This window comes from Arthrobacter humicola, from assembly GCF_022803015.1.
Taxonomy (GTDB): Bacteria; Actinomycetota; Actinomycetes; order Actinomycetales; family Micrococcaceae; genus Arthrobacter; species Arthrobacter humicola_A.
The window spans coordinates 267,261-283,163 of record NZ_JAFKON010000004.1; the positions used below are offsets into that span (position 1 = coordinate 267,261).

Genomic DNA, 15,903 nt, shown 5'->3' on the forward strand with positions numbered 1-15,903 from the left:
CTGCCCTGTTCCGGATTGTCCGCGGGACAATCCCGGCGGCGGGCGCCGCTTCTAGTCTGTTGCCGATCGCCTGATGGACTCCCAGAGGGCGTCCACCCAGGGCAGGTTGGCCGGGTCTTGTGCTGATGCTGCACCCGCCGCGCCACCGGATTGCGCGGCAGGAAGATCGCTGCCGAATACCCAGTAGCCCGTCTCTCCGGGCATAACCATGTTAATGCGGTCGCGGGCCTGCTGTTTCACATAGTTGGGATCCTGCCACCGCGACACCTGGCGTTTGAGGTCCTCCTGCTTCGTCTGTTTGGCCGCAATGTCGGCCTGCAGCGCCGCGATTTCGGCGCGTTTGTCCAGGAAGATCTTGACCGTAGGGGCCAGCAGGATGGTGATGGCAATCATGACGACACCCAGGGCCAGCAGCCGGCCCGAGAACGCTTTGGCGGGCACGGGGTCCAGGGATTCGTCCGGCCCCCCTGCGGCGGTCCGGCCCTGGTTCTTGCCGCCGGTCCTGGCGTCGGTCCTGCTGCCGGACTTGGCGCCGTCCTTCCCGGCCGCCGGGCGGCTCTCGGGCTTTGCCGGAGCTCCTGCCGGGGCTGTTACGGGACGGGGTTTGGCCGCAGATGCGGCGCCGGAGCTGCCCGGGGCCGGCTTGCCTGTGGAGGCTGATACCCGTGGCGGGGCAGGCGCAGCGCCGGCCGGCGCCGCCGTGCCGCTGCGGGCGCCGCCAAAGTCTGCCTGGATGACCTCGCCGCCGTCGGCTGCTGCCCCCAGGCCCGTGGCCGCAGGCTTGGCAGCAGCAGCCTTGGCGGCAGGCGTAGCCCGGGGAACATTGGGGCGTCGGGTTGCCATGTCACTCCTTCAAAAGCGGACCAAAAAAGAACCGGTGGCCATGGTCTTTCAACCATAGCCACCGGTTACCGGTTTTCGCGGCTAACTAGCCCTTGAAACGCGGGAACGCGCTGCGGCCGGCGTACCGTGCGGCGTCGTCGAGTTCCTCTTCGATGCGCAGCAGCTGGTTGTACTTGGCCACGCGCTCGGAGCGTGCCGGGGCACCGGTCTTGATCTGTCCCGCGTTGGTGGCAACGGAGATGTCAGCAATGGTGGTGTCCTCGGTTTCGCCGGAGCGGTGTGAGGTGATGGTGGTGTAGCCGGCACGCTGGGCCAGGGACACGGCGTCCAGGGTCTCGGTCAGGGAACCGATCTGGTTGACCTTGACGAGCAGCGAGTTCGCGGTCTTGGTGTCGATGCCGCGCTGCAGGATGGCCGGGTTCGTGACGAAGAGGTCATCGCCCACGAGCTGGACCTTGTCGCCGATGGTGTCGGTGAGGGTCTTCCAGCCTTCCCAGTCGTTCTCATCCAGCGGGTCCTCGATGGACACGAGCGGGTAGTCGGCCACGAGCTCGGCGTAGTAGGCGCTCATCTCGGTGGCGGAAAGTGCCTTGCCTTCGAACTGGTAGGCGCCGTCCTTGAAGAACTCGGAGGAGGCGACGTCGAGGGCCAGGGCGATGTCCTTGCCCGGGGTGTAGCCGGCGTTCTTGATGGCTTCCTGGATCAGGTCCAGGGCGGCACGGTTGGACGGCAGGTTCGGCGCGAAGCCGCCCTCGTCACCCAGACCGGTGGACAGGCCCTTGGCCTGCAGGACGGACTTGAGGTTGTGGTAGACCTCGACGCCCCAGCGCAGGCCTTCGGAGAAGGTCTCGGCGCCGATCGGGACGATCATGAATTCCTGGATGTCCACGTCGGAGTCGGCGTGCGAGCCGCCGTTGAGGATGTTCATCAGCGGCACGGGCAGGACGTGCGCGTTGGGCCCGCCCAGGTACTTGTACAGCGGCAGGTCAGCGGAGGCGGCGGCGGCGTTGGCCACGGCCAGGGACACGCCCAGGATGGCGTTGGCGCCGAGCTTGCCCTTGTTGGGGGTGCCGTCCAGGTCGATCATGGCCTGGTCGATGCTGCGCTGGTCGGTCGCGTCGAAGCCGGTCAGGGCCGGGGCGATCTGGTCGATGACCGCGTCGACGGCCTTCTGGACGCCCTTGCCGAGGTAGCGGCCCTTGTCGCCGTCGCGAAGTTCAACGGCCTCGTGCTCGCCGGTGGAAGCGCCGGAGGGAACTGCTGCGCGGCCGATCTGGCCGTCCGAGAGCAGGACTTCAACTTCTACGGTCGGGTTGCCACGGGAATCGAGGATTTCGCGGGCGTGGATGGCATCGATAAGCGCCATGGATATGCTCCTTTGGGTGAAGCGATCTGCAGGGAATCTGACTGCTTGGACTCTGGCTGAACATCAAGCGGAAAGCCGACGTCGTCGTCGCTACTAGCGTAGTCGAGAGCGGGATAAGTTACGGAAACCTATCCAATCCCCGGACGTCATGATGGTGCCGCTACCGTGCCGACTCTAGTCTGCCAGCACTATTGTGCCGAGGGCCCGGGGCCGGTGCTGTCCTGGAACCGGCGCAGGGCGCCGCGGAGGGCGCGTTCGGCGTCGAGCCCGCCGGCCCGGGCAGCGGCCACGATCCCGAACAGCAGGTCGCCGAGTTCCTCCTCGGCGGCCGGGAGGTCGACGGCGGTTCCGGCGGCGGTTTGGCCGGCGGCCGCTGCCATGCCCGCGCGTTCGGCGCGGTCCAGGAGCTTTTGGGCCCGCGCGAGGGCCGGCAGCGCGGCGGGAACCCCGTCGAAGACGTGGCCGCGTTCGGGCATCTCGGCCTTCTTGACGGCGTCCCATTTCAGGACGATCTCCTCCACCGTTGCCGGGAAGGAATCCTGCAGCGAGCCGTCGGGCCGGAACACGTGCGGGTTGCGCCGGATCATCTTGGCCTTCAGAACCCGGGCGACATCGTCCAGGTCAAAGGCGCCGCGTTCCTCGGCGAGCCGGGCGTGGAGCACCACCTGCAACAGGACGTCCCCCAGTTCAGACTGCAGTTCCGCGTCGCCGGCGCCGGTCTCGATGGTCTCGGCCACCTCATAGGCCTCCTCCAGGAGGTACTCCACGAGGGACTCGTGGGTGAGGGCACCCATCCAGGGGCAATGCTCGCGCAGGGCCGCGATCGTCCCCAGCAGCTCCCCGACCTCGCAAGCTCGGCCGGGGACCCCTGCCGCTGTGGGCCCAGCGAGCCTCTGGACGGGTGATGTGTCCTCGTTAGCCAAGATCGGAGTAGGCCTCGTTGATGTATTCGACCAGGGCTTCCTTCTCCTCGAGCGGCAGGAAGGCGGCCTCGGCCGCGTTCAGCGTCAGCTCCAGCAGGTCATCGAGGTCGTAGTCGAACGTCTCAACCAGGAGTTCGAACTCGTCGGTCAGCGTCACGCCGCTCATGAGCCGGTTGTCGGTGTTGATGGTGACGTTGAAGCCGAGCTGGTAGAGCATGTCCAGCGGGTGGCTTTCGATGCCCTCACCGAAACCGGCAATGGCACCGGTCTGCAGGTTGGAGGAGGGGCAGATCTCCAAGGCGATGCCACGGTCCCGCACCCAGCTGGCGAGCTCGCCCAGGGTCACCATGCCGATGGTGTCGTTGACGGAGTCGTCGAAGCCTTCGGCGTCGGCGGCCTCTTCGTCCTCTTCGAATTCGATCGTGACGTCCTCGGCGATCCGGACGCCGTGGCCCAGGCGCAGGGCCCGGCCGTCGACGAGGGCCGACTGGATGCTTTCCAGACCGGCGGCTTCGCCGGCGTGGACGGTGGCCGGGAAGTTGTGCTGGGCCAGGTAGGTGAAGGCGTCCTTGAAGCGGGACGGCAGGAAGCCGTCCTCGGCGCCGGCGATGTCGAAGCCGACGGCGCCGTTGTTGCGGTGGCGGACGGCCAGTTCGGCGATCTCCTGGCCGCGGTCGGCGTGGCGCATGGCGGTGATGAGCTGACCCACCTGGATATCGCGGCCGGTCTCTGCCACCGCGTCCACTCCAGCTTCGAGGCCGGCCTGCACGGCTTCGACCACGTCGTCCAGGCTCAGGCCCTTCTGCAGGTGCTGTTCGGGTGCCCAGCGCACCTCGCCGTACACGACGCCGTCGTCGGCCAGGTCTTCGACGAATTCCTTCGCGACGCGGAACAGGCCCTCCTTGGTCTGCATCACGGCGATGGTGTGGTCGAAAGTCTCCAGGTAGCGGACCAGGGAACCGGAGTCGGCGGATTCGCGGAACCACTCCCCCAGGGCGACGGGGTCCGTGGACGGCAGCGTGTGGCCGACGGCCTCAGCAAGTTCAATGATGGTGGCCGGGCGGAGTCCGCCGTCCAGGTGGTCGTGAAGGGAAACCTTGGGAAGGCCCTTCAGGTCGAAGTCGAGGTCAGGGGCAGCGTCAGGAATAGTCTCAGTCACGTTCCAACCATAGGGTCGCCGGGCGCCGGAAGCTACTTTCCGGACGCTCCGGACTCAGCGGACGGACCGGCCAGCATCGTGCCGTGCAGCTCGGAAGCACGCTCACCGGAGGCGGGTTCGGCGACGTATTCGGTCTCAGACGGGACCGGACGGGTGTCGTGGCGGCCCAGGCGCTTGTGCCACCAGCGCAGGAGATGGTCGATGAGGACACCGAGCACAATGGCGAATACCACCGCGATGCCCGCGCTGAGCAACGGGTTGTGGTGCAGCCACGGGAAGGAACTGGCCAGGACGCCGATGCCGATGGAGTAGGCGACCCACGTCAGGCAGGCGAAGCCGTCCAGGAAGAAGAACCGGCGGTGCGGAAACGCCGTCGTGCCTGCCACGTAGTTGACCGCGACACGGCCCCACGGAATGTACCGGGCGGTGAAGATCAGGACGGCGCCGCGCTTCTCGAGTTCGTAGTGGGCCCAACCGAACACCTTTTGGACCTTTGGCTTGCGCATCCAGCGGAACCGCTCGAGGCCAATCTTGCGGCCGAGCATGTAGGCCATGTTGTCGCCGGCCATGGCTCCCACGAGCGCCGTGAGGCCCAGGATCCACAGGTTGGGCTGGCCGCTGTGCACGGAGTACGCCGCCAGGGCAACGATCAGGGTCTCACTCGGGACCACCATCGCGAAGCCGTCCACGAAGAAAAAAACCAGCAGGAGGGGGTAGATCCACCACTGGCCAGCGGCATGGAGCACGGCCTCGTTAATGAACTCCATGCAGGTGGTGCTCCTTGATGACTGGGAACGGACAACTAAGCCGTAACGTACTCGCGATGACAGTGGGTGGAACTATGGACGAAACTTTGCACGACGTGCGGCCAACAAACGTGACCCAAATCGCTCCTAAGTGTCCCATGGGCGGGCCCAATCCGCCTAGGACTCGGCGGGCGGCACGGAATGCGTCTGTTCCTCCGGTGCGCGGCCGCGCACCCTGCTGATCACGCGGTCCAGGACGACGCCCAGGACGATCGCGCAGACGATGGCAATGGCCGCTCCCAGCACGTGGTTTTTCTCAAACCACGGACCAACGGTCAGGCCGATCCCCACCGAGTAGCTGGCCCACAGCAGCGCCGAGAGCACCGTCAGGCTGACGAATCTGCGCCACGGGTAGTGTGTGGCACCGGCGGTCAGGTTAACGGCCACCCGCCCGATCGGGACGAAGCGCGCCACAAGGATCAGTGAGGCAGGCCGTTTCCGCAGTTCCCGGCCGGCCCAGCGGAAGGCCGCCTGCATGCGCGGGCCGCGCTGCCACGCCCAGCGCCGGGTTCCGGTCCCGCGGCCGATCAGGTAGGCCATGTTGTCGCCCACCAGTGCCCCTGCGGCAGCCGTTGCGATCAGGAGCAGAGGGTTGGGGACGCCCGCCGTGGCGGCGACTGCAGCCAGGCCCACCACCACCGATTCGCTCGGAATCGGGGGGAAGAAGCCGTCGATCACGCAGCAGGCGAAAACCAGGACGAGGACCCAGGGTTGCCCTGCGGCGGCGAGGATGAAGTCGTTGATTGCCTGCACAGCTTCCTAACGCGCGGCGGGGCCAGATCGATCCAAGCGCAGGCTCGGCCGGAGCCGGGCCTGCGCCAAGGGTACTGCTGTGGAGTCAGTCTTGTGGAGTTAGTGTACCGCCGGCTCCGGCCGCCGTTGCCCCATCACGTACGGCTGTTATCCCCAGGGTTTGGGCGCCATAAGGGATAGGGCAACGGGGTTAGGCGATGCGGTCGATGATGAGCTTCTGGGCGGGCCGGGAGCCCTCGGGGGCGATCACGGCGGCGTGTTCGAGCGCTTCCTTGGCACGCTCGAACTTCTCCGGTGTGTCCGTCAGCAGGGTCATGAGCGGTTCGCCCGCCTTGACCGTGGCGCCGGGCTTGGCGTGCATCCGCACCCCGGCACCGGCCTGGACCTGGTCCTCCTTGCGGGCGCGTCCGGCGCCGAGCCGCCAGGCAGCGACGCCGACGGCCATCGCGTCGAGCTCCACCAGGACGCCGTCGGCCGGGGCGTAGATGACCTCGGATTCCTTGGCGACCGGGAGCTTGGCGCGCGGGTCTCCGCCCTGGGCCTCAATCATCCGGTTCCAGACGTCCATAGCCCGGCCGTCCCGGAGTGCTGCCCGGGGATCGGCGTCGCGGATGCCGGCACACGCCAGCATTTCCTCCGCGAGCCGGACGGTGAGTTCGACGACGTCGTCCGGGCCTCCGCCGGCGAGGACCTCCACGGATTCCTCGACCTCGATCGCGTTGCCCGCGGTCAGGCCCAGCGGCGTGTTCATGTTGGTAAGCAGTGCCACCGTGTTGACGCCGGCGTCCTTGCCCAGGGCCACCATGGTTTCGGCCAGTTCGCGGGCGCGCGCCTCGTCCTTCATGAACGCGCCGCTGCCCACCTTGACGTCGAGCACCAGCGAGCCGGTGCCTTCGGCGATCTTCTTGCTCATGATCGAGGAGGCGATCAGCGGGATGGCCTCCACGGTTCCGGTGACATCGCGGAGCGCGTAGAGCTTCTTGTCCGCCGGGGCCAGCCCGGCCCCGGCCGCGCAAATGACCGCGCCGACGTCCTGGAGCTGGGCCATCATTTCGTCATTGCTCAGGGCCGCACGCCAGCCCGGGATGGCCTCGAGCTTGTCCAGGGTGCCGCCGGTGTGGCCGAGGCCGCGGCCCGAGAGCTGCGGCACTGCCACGCCAAACACCGCCACCAGCGGAGCCAGCGGCAGGGTGATCTTATCCCCGACGCCGCCGGTGGAGTGCTTGTCCGACGTCGCCTTCACGCGGCCGTCGGGCCGCCGCAGGCTGGAGAAGTCCATCCGCTCGCCGGAGGCGATCATGGCCGCCGTCCAGCGGGAGATCTCGGCCCGGTCCATGCCGTTGAGCAGGATGGCCATGTTCAGGGCGGCCATCTGTTCGTCGGCGATGGCGCCGCGGGTGTACGCGTCGATTGTCCAGTCGATCTGGGCCGGGCTGAGCACACCCTTGTCCCGCTTGATGCGGATGATGTCGACGGCGTCGAACGCTTCACTGTTGTTGGGGCTCTGTGTCGTTTGTGTCACCGGGGTTCCTCCAGGTGTTGGGGGCCAAAGGCATCGGGAAGGACCTGGTCCATGGTCTTGATTCCCTGCGTGGTCATGAGCTCCATGTCCGGAGCCCGGAATTCGTAGAGCAGCTGGCGGCAGCGCCCGCACGGCATGAGGACATTCCCGCCGGCGTCGACGCAGTAGAAGGCGCGCAGCCGTCCCCCGCCGGTCATCTGCAGGTTGCCCACCAGGGCGCACTCGGCGCACAGGGTCAGCCCGTAGCTGGCGTTTTCGACATTGCAGCCGCTGACGATCCGCCCGTCTCCGGTGAGGGCCGCGGCCCCCACCGGAAACTTCGAATACGGCGCATAGGCGTTCTTCATGGCGGAGACTGCCGCGGCTTCGAGTGCAGCCCAGTCGACGTCGGTGCTGTCCATTCTCAGCCCTTGATGTACGGTATGCCGTCAGCGGCCGGCGGCCGGGAGCGGCCGACGAGCCCGGCCACGGCAAACACGGTCACCACGTACGGCAGCATGGCCATGAACTGGCTCGGCACCGGGGTGCCGATGATCGTCACGATGCTCTGCAGGTTGTCGGCGAAGCCGAACAGCAGCGCCGCGAAGAACGCCCCGATCGGGTTCCAGCGGCCCAGGATCATGGCGGCGAGGGCAATGAAGCCGCGGCCGCCGGAGATTTCCTTGGTGAAGCTGTCGATCGCCACGAGGGTGAAGAACGATCCGCCGATCCCGGCGACGGCGCCGCCAAGAGTGACGTTCCAGAAGCGGGTCGCGTTGACCTTGATGCCCAGGGTGTCGGCCGCCTGCGGGTGCTCGCCCACGGCACGGACGCGCAGGCCCCACTTCGTCTTGAACAGTGCGACCCAGATCACGATGACTGCCACGTACATCAGGTAGCCCACCACGGACTGTTTGAAGAGGATGGGCCCGATCACGGGGATGCTGGACAGGACCGGGATATCAATGATGGGCAGCTCGGCGGGCGAGTTGTATTTCTCGGGGTCCGACTGCATCACCGTGGTGAACAGGAAGCCGGTGAGCCCGGAGACCAGGACGTTGAGCACGACGCCGACGATGATCTGGTTGACCACGTACTTGATGCTGAACACTGCCAGCACCACCGACACAAGGGCGCCCGCCACGGCCGCCGCAAGCAGGCCCAGGTAGGGGTTGTGCGTCAGGCTGGCGACGAGCGCGGCCGTGAAGGCACCACCCAGGAGCTGGCCTTCGATGGCGATGTTAACGACGCCGGCGCGTTCGCACAGCACACCTGAGAGGGAGCCGAAGACGATCGGCACGGCGAGGGTCACGGATCCGGCGATGAGGCCTGCCAGCGAAATACTGGGGGTCCGGGCGCCGCCCACCACCCAGATCAGGAAGGCGACCACGAAAACGACGGTGAACACGGCCGGCACCCAGCGCGGGGGCCGCCGGTTCGCTCTCGCCTTCAGGACCAGGGCGTAGCCCGCGAGGACCAGCAGGATCAGGGAGAGCACCATGCCGGACAGGAACGCGGGTACTTCGATCGCCGGGAGCTGGAAGAAGTCTCCGCTGGATGAAACCCCGAACTTGGCGTTCGCCTGCGGGCCCAGCAGTCCGAAGAAGATGAAGGCGATGGTGGCCAGAACCGCAAGCGTGACCGGCAACTTCCAAGTCACGGGCTTGGCGGACACCGTCGGCCTGTGGTTCTTCTCCGGCTGTGGTTTTCCTTCAACGGGCGAGGTTGCTGTTGTGCTCATGCGGCACCTCCGGTGGTTGCGGCCTGCTTGGTTTTGCCGGCGGTCGCGGCCTTCTTCTTGCGCGGGTTGAGTCCGAAGATCGCCCGGACCAGCGGCGGCGCCGCGATGAACAGCACGATGAGCGACTGGACCACGAGCACGATGTCGATCGGAGTTCCGGTCTGGATCTGCATCTGGACGGCGCCTGCGCGGAAGGCCCCGAACAGCAGGCCGGCGGCGAAGGTGCCCCATGGCGAGGACCGTCCCAGCAGCGCGACCGTGATGGCGTCAAAGCCGTAGGTTGCCGCGACACCGTCGGTCAGGACCTTTTCGGTGCCCGCCACCTGTGCCACGCCGGCCAGGCCGGCCAGGCCACCGGCAATGGTCATCACCAGGATGGTGGCCCGGGAGACGTTGATGCCGGCGGTCAGGGCTGCCTTGGGGTTGGCCCCGACGGCACGGAATTCGAAACCGAGCGTGGAGCGGTTCAGCAGCCACGAAACAAACACGGTGGCCGCGATGGCCAGCAGGAATCCCAGATGCAGCCGGTACTGGCTGCCGAAGATCAGCGGGTACGCGGCGCTGGGGTCCACGATGGGCGATATCGGTGTGTCCGCCCCCGGACGCTGGAACAAGTCCGTGTCGAGCAGGTAGCGCAGGAAATAGAGTGCGATGTAGTTGAACATGATGGTCACGATGACCTCGTGGGCGCCGGTCCGGGCTTTGAGCACGCCGACGATGCCGCCCCAGACGGCGCCGCCGATGACGCCGGCCACCAGGACCAGCAGCAGGTGTATCCCCAGCGGCAGGTGCAGCGCGAAGCCGACCCACGAGGCGAGGATGCCGGCCATGATGATCTGGCCCTGCGCACCGATGTTGAACAGGCCCGCGCGGAAGGCCAGGGCGACGCCGAGGCCGGCGGTGATCAGCGGGGTGGCGATGGTCAGCGTCTCCATGAGGGGGGCGAACTGTCCGGCCACGCCGTTCCCGCGGGGGTTGAAGACCGCGCCCTGGAAGAGGGCGACGTAGGAATCGGTGGCGGCGGACCAGACGGCGATGAGGAAGTCACTGGGCCGGGCAAAGAGATAGCCCGCCGTGGTGCCGACAACCTTGTCCGTCATGGCGATGAGCAGACCGCCCAGGATCAGCGCGAGCAGCACCGCCAGGATGGTCACGATGCCGTTGCCGGTGAAGATCTTGCGCAGCAGCGACTCCTCTTCCGGGGCACCCGGAAGAGCTCCGCTCTGGGTCGAGACCGGAACGGCCGATGGCTGGTGGGCGCCTCCCGCGGTGTCCAGCGAGGTGACGAAGTCTGCATCATCCTCGAGCGGTTCAGGCTCCACGTCGGTGGCCTGCGATGCCGGAAGTTGGTCCGGGTCCGGTGCGGCCGCGGACCGCGGCTCGGTGTTCTCACTCATGGGGGTCTCCTACGGCGCCGGAGCCGGGCTCCTGCACGGACGGGGCGGCGGGGGCCGGGTTCATGGCCGGCTTCGTTGCGGGTTTTTCGGCCGGGGTGCCGGCCGGGTTTTCTGCTGCGTTCGCGGCCGGGTTTTCAGAAAGGGATCGGGCCGAGTGCCTGCCTGCGGCGTCGGCCTGGGCCTCGTCCGGGGAAACGCCGGCCATCATCAGGCCCAGGACGTCACGCCCGGTGCCGGCCGGGACGATCCCGACCAGCCGGCCCTTGTACAGCACGGCGATCCGGTCGGCGAGTTCAATCACCTCGTCCAGTTCGGTGGAGACGATCATGACGGGCGTGCCGTGGTCCCGCTCCGCGACGATCCGCTTGTGCAGGAACTCGATGGAGCCCACGTCCACGCCGCGGGTGGGCTGGGAGGCGATGAAGAGCCGCAGCGGCCGGGAGAGCTCCCGGGCCATGACGACCTTCTGCTGGTTGCCGCCGGACAGGGTGCCGGCTGCCAGTGAGCCGGACGGGGTGCGGACGTCGAATTCCGCGATCCGGGTCTTGGCGTTCTCCAGGACCTTGGCCGGGCTCATGCTGATGCCCTTGGCGAACGGCGCCTGGTCGTAGCGGTCCAGGATCAGGTTCTCGGCGATGGAGAACGTGCCGATCAGCCCGTCGAGGGACCGGTCTTCCGGCACGAATCCGACGCCGGCGTTGAGGACCTCCTTGACGCTGCGGCCCACGAGTTCTTCGCCGTCGAGGGTGATCGAGCCGTGGACCCGCTCGTGCAGGCCCAAAATGGCTTCGGTCAGTTCCGTCTGGCCGTTGCCCTGGACGCCGGCGACGGCGAGGATCTCGCCGCGGGCGATTCCGAAGCTGATCCCGTCCACCACGTGCTGGCCGTTGGGGGCGATGACGGTGAGGTTCTTGACCTCGAAGGTGGTCTCCTGCGGATTCGCGGGAGCCTTGTCCAAGGTCAGGCTCACGGCCCGGCCCACCATCATGGAGGCCAGCTCGGTGGTCGAGGCGCCGGGATCGGCCGAGCCCACTACCTTGCCGCGCCGGATGACGGTGATGGTGTCCGAAACGGCCTTCACCTCACGCAGCTTGTGGGAAATGAAGACGATCGAGGTGCCGTGGCTCTTGAGCTGGCGCATGATGTCCAGCAGTTCATCGGTGTCCTGCGGGGTCAGCACGGCCGTGGGCTCATCGAGGATGAGCACCTTGGCGTCGCGGACCAGTGCCTTGATGATCTCCACGCGCTGCTGCACGCCCACGGGGAGGTCTTCGATCAGCGCGTCGGGGTCGACGTCGAAACCGTACCGGTCGGAGATCTCCCGGATTTTCCGGCGGGTGTCATCCAGGTCCAGGAATCCGCCGGTCTTGGTGGTCTCCGCTCCCAGGGCAACGTTCTCCGCGACGGTGAAGACGGGGACCAGCATGAAGTGCTGGTGCACCATGCCGATGCCGGCCGCCATGGCGTCGCCGGGACCGCGGAACGTGACCGGTTTGTCGTCGATGAGGATTTCGCCCTCTGTGGGCTCGTACAGTCCGTAGAGGACGTTCATCAGCGTGGACTTGCCCGCGCCGTTCTCACCGAGCAGACAGTGGATCTGCCCGGGTTCAACAACCACATCGATGTGATCGTTTGCTACCAGGGAGCCGAAGCGTTTGGTAATGCCCTTGAGTTCAAGTTTCAAAACTCTGACCAATCTCGAGGTGTCCGGAAGGCTTGGTCCGGACGCGTAGGGGCGCTGCAGCACCAGCTTAGTGCCTGGGATCTGAGGCACTAAGGGCCGCAACGAAAAGCGCCACAGCCCGTGCGGTGGTGACCGGACGGGCCGTGGCGCTTAGCGGAGGAAGTTAGGCTTTCGGGCTTGCTGCGGATTCAACCTTCAGCTTGCCGTCGGCGATGTCCTTCTTGATCTGGTCCAGCTCGGACTTCAGTTCGGCCGGAACCTGGGAATCCATGTCGTGGAACGGGGCAAGCTGAACGCCGTCGTTCGCGAGCGTGCCGACGTACGGCTTGTTGGTGAACTGGCCGTCCTTGTCCTGCTTGACGACCGCCTCGACGGCCTGGCCCATCTGCTTCATGACGGAGGAGAGCATGATGTCCTTGTAGTCCGGTGCCGTGAGGAAGCCGTCGGAGTCAACCCAGATGAGCTTGACGTCCTTGCCGGCTGCCTTGGCTTCCTGCAGGGCCGCGCCCGCACCCTTGCCGACCGGACCGGCGACGGGCATGACGATGTCGGCGCCCTGGTCCAGGAAGTTCTGGGTGAACTGCTTGCCCTTGTCCTGCTTTTCGAAGTCGCCGGTGAAGGAGCCGTCCTGCTTGGCCTTGTCCCAGCCGAGAAGCTTGACGTCCTTGCCCTTCTTCTCGTTGTAGTACTTCACGCCGTCGGCAAAACCGTCCATGAAGATGGTGACCGTGGGGATCTTGATGCCGCCGAACGTGGCGACCGTCCCGGTCTTGGTGGTGCCGGCTGCGAGGTAGCCGGCCAGGAATGCTGCCTGGGCGGTGTCGTAGATGATCGGCTTGACGTTGGCGACCGGGGTGTCGTAGCCGAAGTCGATGATGGCGAAGTGCTTGTCCGGGTTCGCGGTGGCCTGGGACTTGGTGGCGTCGCCGAGCAGGAAGCCGACCGTGATGGTCAGGTTGCAGCCGGCGGAGACCATGGCGCGCAGGTTGGGCTCGAAGTCGTTGTTGGTCTTGGACTCGGCCTGGTTCATCTTAAGGCCCAGCTCCGACGTGACCTTCTTCAAGCCCTCGTAGGAAGACTGGTTGAACGACTGGTCATCGAACCCGCCCGAGTCGGACACGATGCAGCCCTGGTAGTTGCTGGCGGTGTTGGTGGCGGTGCTGGCCTCCGGGGCAGCTCCGCAGCCGGTCAGCAGGAGTGCAGCCGCGCCCGCGGTGGCGACGCCGGCCATTGATCCGCGCTTAAAGGTGGCACGCAGAGAGTTCTTCAATTTTCCTCCAGGAAGAAAGAGTAGGCGCTACGACGGAAGTTCAATGAGTGTCTGTCTGCGGTGTTCCGCTGATCTCTGTTGTCACTGATGGATTTCGCAGCACTGCGCCGAGGCGCACTGATGCAAGCTACTGTAGTGGCCTGCGCCACGTCCCGATAACACACGTCCCGGCGAATGCCCAGATTGTTGAGAACTTGTTACCTAGAGGTAGCCGGTGCCCGCCGCGACCACATAAGCTCCGGCGCCGGTCCCCGCAGGAACCGGCGCCGGAGCCGTATGTGGCGGCACGGCGATTGCCGGGTGTCAGGCTACAGCCGCACGAGCATCTTGCCGGTGTTGGCGCCGTCGAGCAGGTCCATGAAGGCCTGCGGGGCATTCTCCAGCCCGTCCACCACCGTCTCGTCGTAGCGGACCGTTCCGTCGGCCAGCCAGCCGGACATGGTCTCGACGAACTCGGCCATGTGCTGCCAGTAGCCGCCCACCAGGAAGCCCTTGAGCGTCAGCTGCTTGCCGATCGCCAGCATGAGGTTCCGCGGCGCCGGCGTGGGCTCGGTCGCGTTGTACTGGGCGATGGCCCCGCACATGGCCACCCGGCCACCGACCGTGAGGGCGGACAGCGCGGCATCGAGGTGCTCGCCGCCGACGTTGTCGAAGTAGACGTCGATCCCGCGCTCACCCGCGGCCGCGGCGAGCTGTTCCGCCACGGGGCCGTCGTGGTAGTTGAACGCGGCGTCGAAGCCGAGTTCGAGCAGGCGTGCCACCTTTTCCGGCGAGCCGGCGCTGCCGATCACCCTGGACGCGCCCATGGCCTTCGCGATCTGCCCGACAAGCGAGCCGACCGCGCCGGCGGCGCCCGAGACGAACACGGCGTCGCCGGGCTTGAATTCCGCGACCTTCAGCAGTCCCGCGTAGGCGGTCAGCCCGGTCATGCCGAGGGCGCCGAGGAATGCTGACGCGGGGGCAAGATCGGTGCGCGCCACCGTGGTGGCCGCTGCATCGACGACGGCGTATTCGCGCCAGCCGAGGCCGTGCACCACCGTGTCGCCCACAGCGCGCCCTTCGGCCCGGGACGCGATGACTTCGCCGACGGCGCCGCCGTCGAGGGCGCTATCCAGCGCAAACGGCGCGGAGTAGGACTTGACGTCGTTCATGCGTCCGCGCATGTACGGGTCCACCGAGATGAACAGGTTGCGGACCAGGACCTGGCCGTCCTGCAGTTCTGGCAGCGCCGACTCGGCGAGGCGGAAGTTCGCCGGGACGGGGCGGCCGTGGGGGCGGGACGCCAGCTGGATCTCGCGGGTGGTGGCGGGAAGGGTGAGAGTTTCGGTGTTGTTGCTCATGCGGCTACCTCCAGGATGGTGATGTCGACAGTGATGTTGCCGCGGGTGGCGTTGGAGTACGGGCAGATCTGGTGGGCCTTGGCCACGAGGGCCTCGGCCGTGTCCCGGTCCACGGCGGGCAGGGCGATCTCAAGTTCGGCGGCCAGACCGTAGCCGGCACCGTCTTCGAGGGCGCCGAAGTGGATCTTGGCGGCGACGGCGGAGTCCGTCAGGTCGGCGCGTTCCTTGCGTCCCACCAGGCGCAGGGCGGAGTGGAAGCACGCGGCGTAGCCGGCGGCAAAGAGCTGTTCGGGGTTGGTGCCCGCGCCGTCACCGCCGAGTTCGACCGGGCTGGCAAGGGTGACGCTCAGCTTGCCGTCCTTGCTGATGGCGGTGCCGTCGCGGCCTTCGCCGGAGGCCAGGGCCTCTGCTGTGTAAAGGGTCTTCATGGGGTTTCCGTTCTGTCGGAGGGAAGAAGGGGTTCAGTGGGAACTCGCCGGAAGCCTGCGGAGTCGCCGTAAATTTCCGGCGAGTTGGCACGCCTCCCGCGGTTTCGACGTCGGCCGTGTGGGCCTGGGAAGGGTGGTGGAGGGGGAAGGGCTTAAGGGAAGGGCTTAGTGGGAGGCGTGAAGCGCGTTCGTCAGCCGGCCCAGGGTGTCGCGGAGCTGGTCCAGTTCCGCGGCGGTGAGCCCGGCGGCGTCTGCCAGTCGCTGCGGGATGCCGCTGGCCTTGGCGCTCAGGGCGGCGCCGGCGTCGGTCAGGAAGATCTCCACGCGGCGCTCGTCCTCGGCGGAGCGGCGGCGCTGGACGAGGCCGAGCGCTTCGAGCCGCTTGAGCAGCGGCGAGAGCGTGCCGGAGTCCAGGCCCAGCTCCTCCCCCAGTTCACGCACGCTGCGCGGCGCCGCTTCCCAGAGCACCAGCATGGCGAGGTACTGCGGGTAGGTCAGGCCGAGCTCCTCGAGCATGGGCCGGTAGGCGGCCGTGGCGGCACGTGAGGCAGAGTACATCGCAAAGCACACCTGCCGGTTCAGGCGGAGCGCTTCCGGGCCGCCAGTGCGGGCCTCTTCTGACGTGGTCATGCCTCCACCATACTGCACAATCCAGTTGCGTGCAATTCAGTTGTACACAACTGAATTGCACA

Annotated in this window: 15 protein-coding genes; all 15 read right to left on the reverse strand. The window is 66.9% G+C overall.

Going from position 1 to position 15,903, the window contains the following annotated elements; all coding sequences use genetic code 11:
* Positions 1–51: 51 nt before the first annotated feature.
* The 15 genes from ARTB_RS10895 to ARTB_RS10965 all read right to left on the reverse strand — a co-directional run bounded on the left by ARTB_RS10895 (position 52) and on the right by ARTB_RS10965 (position 15,841).
* On the reverse strand, positions 52–843 hold the full coding sequence (locus tag ARTB_RS10895) for an FtsB family cell division protein (protein WP_243180077.1): 792 nt from the start codon (positions 841–843) through the stop codon (positions 52–54).
* An 85-nt stretch (positions 844–928) separates the two neighbouring features.
* Complete coding sequence (eno, locus tag ARTB_RS10900) at positions 929–2,209, reverse strand: phosphopyruvate hydratase (protein ID WP_018774732.1); 1,281 nt, start codon at positions 2,207–2,209, stop codon at positions 929–931.
* A gap of 188 nt (positions 2,210–2,397) precedes the next feature.
* The gene (locus ARTB_RS10905; protein ID WP_243180402.1) at positions 2,398–3,003 is read right to left on the reverse strand and encodes a MazG nucleotide pyrophosphohydrolase domain-containing protein; all 606 of its coding nucleotides are present in this window, start codon (positions 3,001–3,003) and stop codon (positions 2,398–2,400) included.
* A 121-nt stretch (positions 3,004–3,124) separates the two neighbouring features.
* Positions 3,125–4,291, reverse strand: a complete 1,167-nt coding sequence (locus ARTB_RS10910) for an adenosine deaminase (RefSeq protein WP_243180079.1) — start codon at positions 4,289–4,291, stop codon at positions 3,125–3,127.
* Between the two features lie 32 nt (positions 4,292–4,323).
* Complete coding sequence (locus ARTB_RS10915; protein WP_028277350.1) at positions 4,324–5,058, reverse strand: DedA family protein; 735 nt, start codon at positions 5,056–5,058, stop codon at positions 4,324–4,326.
* 156 nt (positions 5,059–5,214) lie between these two features.
* Entirely contained in the window at positions 5,215–5,850 is a 636-nt protein-coding gene (locus tag ARTB_RS10920) for a DedA family protein (RefSeq protein ID WP_243180086.1), read from the reverse strand.
* A 190-nt stretch (positions 5,851–6,040) separates the two neighbouring features.
* A complete protein-coding gene (locus ARTB_RS10925; RefSeq protein WP_243180089.1) occupies positions 6,041–7,372 on the reverse strand; it encodes a thymidine phosphorylase in 1,332 nt (443 codons plus the stop codon).
* Complete coding sequence (locus ARTB_RS10930; protein ID WP_028277348.1) at positions 7,369–7,773, reverse strand: cytidine deaminase; 405 nt, start codon at positions 7,771–7,773, stop codon at positions 7,369–7,371. Before ARTB_RS10930 ends, ARTB_RS10925 begins: the two co-directional genes overlap by 4 nt.
* 2 nt (positions 7,774–7,775) lie before the next feature.
* Complete coding sequence (locus ARTB_RS10935; protein ID WP_028277347.1) at positions 7,776–9,092, reverse strand: ABC transporter permease; 1,317 nt, start codon at positions 9,090–9,092, stop codon at positions 7,776–7,778.
* A complete protein-coding gene (locus ARTB_RS10940) occupies positions 9,089–10,489 on the reverse strand; it encodes an ABC transporter permease (RefSeq protein WP_028277346.1) in 1,401 nt (466 codons plus the stop codon). Before ARTB_RS10940 ends, ARTB_RS10935 begins: the two co-directional genes overlap by 4 nt.
* Positions 10,482–12,173 carry an ABC transporter ATP-binding protein gene (locus ARTB_RS10945; RefSeq protein ID WP_243180090.1) on the reverse strand — a complete coding sequence of 564 codons (1,692 nt, stop codon included), beginning with the start codon at positions 12,171–12,173 and terminating at the stop codon, positions 10,482–10,484. Before ARTB_RS10945 ends, ARTB_RS10940 begins: the two co-directional genes overlap by 8 nt.
* A 163-nt stretch (positions 12,174–12,336) precedes the next feature.
* A complete protein-coding gene (locus ARTB_RS10950) occupies positions 12,337–13,443 on the reverse strand; it encodes a BMP family lipoprotein (protein ID WP_439954117.1) in 1,107 nt (368 codons plus the stop codon).
* A 308-nt stretch (positions 13,444–13,751) separates the two neighbouring features.
* On the reverse strand, positions 13,752–14,783 hold the full coding sequence (locus tag ARTB_RS10955; RefSeq protein ID WP_243180092.1) for an NADP-dependent oxidoreductase: 1,032 nt from the start codon (positions 14,781–14,783) through the stop codon (positions 13,752–13,754).
* Positions 14,780–15,211 carry an organic hydroperoxide resistance protein gene (locus tag ARTB_RS10960; RefSeq protein WP_028277343.1) on the reverse strand — a complete coding sequence of 144 codons (432 nt, stop codon included), beginning with the start codon at positions 15,209–15,211 and terminating at the stop codon, positions 14,780–14,782. The genes ARTB_RS10955 and ARTB_RS10960 overlap by 4 nt, the downstream gene beginning before the upstream one ends.
* A 165-nt stretch (positions 15,212–15,376) precedes the next feature.
* On the reverse strand, positions 15,377–15,841 hold the full coding sequence (locus ARTB_RS10965; protein WP_243180094.1) for a MarR family winged helix-turn-helix transcriptional regulator: 465 nt from the start codon (positions 15,839–15,841) through the stop codon (positions 15,377–15,379).
* Positions 15,842–15,903 lie beyond the last annotated feature (62 nt).

Coding starts and splice junctions, on each gene's coding strand:
- ARTB_RS10895 (WP_243180077.1), bottom strand. CDS start 843: ATGGCAACCCGACGCCCCAATGTTCCCCGGGCTACGCCTGCCGCCAAG.
- eno (WP_018774732.1), bottom strand. CDS start 2,209: ATGGCGCTTATCGATGCCATCCACGCCCGCGAAATCCTCGATTCCCGT.
- ARTB_RS10905 (WP_243180402.1), bottom strand. CDS start 3,003: ATGGGTGCCCTCACCCACGAGTCCCTCGTGGAGTACCTCCTGGAGGAG.
- ARTB_RS10915 (WP_028277350.1), bottom strand. CDS start 5,058: ATGGAGTTCATTAACGAGGCCGTGCTCCATGCCGCTGGCCAGTGGTGG.
- ARTB_RS10930 (WP_028277348.1), bottom strand. CDS start 7,773: ATGGACAGCACCGACGTCGACTGGGCTGCACTCGAAGCCGCGGCAGTC.
- ARTB_RS10935 (WP_028277347.1), bottom strand. CDS start 9,092: ATGAGCACAACAGCAACCTCGCCCGTTGAAGGAAAACCACAGCCGGAG.
- ARTB_RS10940 (WP_028277346.1), bottom strand. CDS start 10,489: ATGAGTGAGAACACCGAGCCGCGGTCCGCGGCCGCACCGGACCCGGAC.
- ARTB_RS10955 (WP_243180092.1), bottom strand. CDS start 14,783: ATGAGCAACAACACCGAAACTCTCACCCTTCCCGCCACCACCCGCGAG.
- ARTB_RS10960 (WP_028277343.1), bottom strand. CDS start 15,211: ATGAAGACCCTTTACACAGCAGAGGCCCTGGCCTCCGGCGAAGGCCGC.
- ARTB_RS10965 (WP_243180094.1), bottom strand. CDS start 15,841: ATGACCACGTCAGAAGAGGCCCGCACTGGCGGCCCGGAAGCGCTCCGC.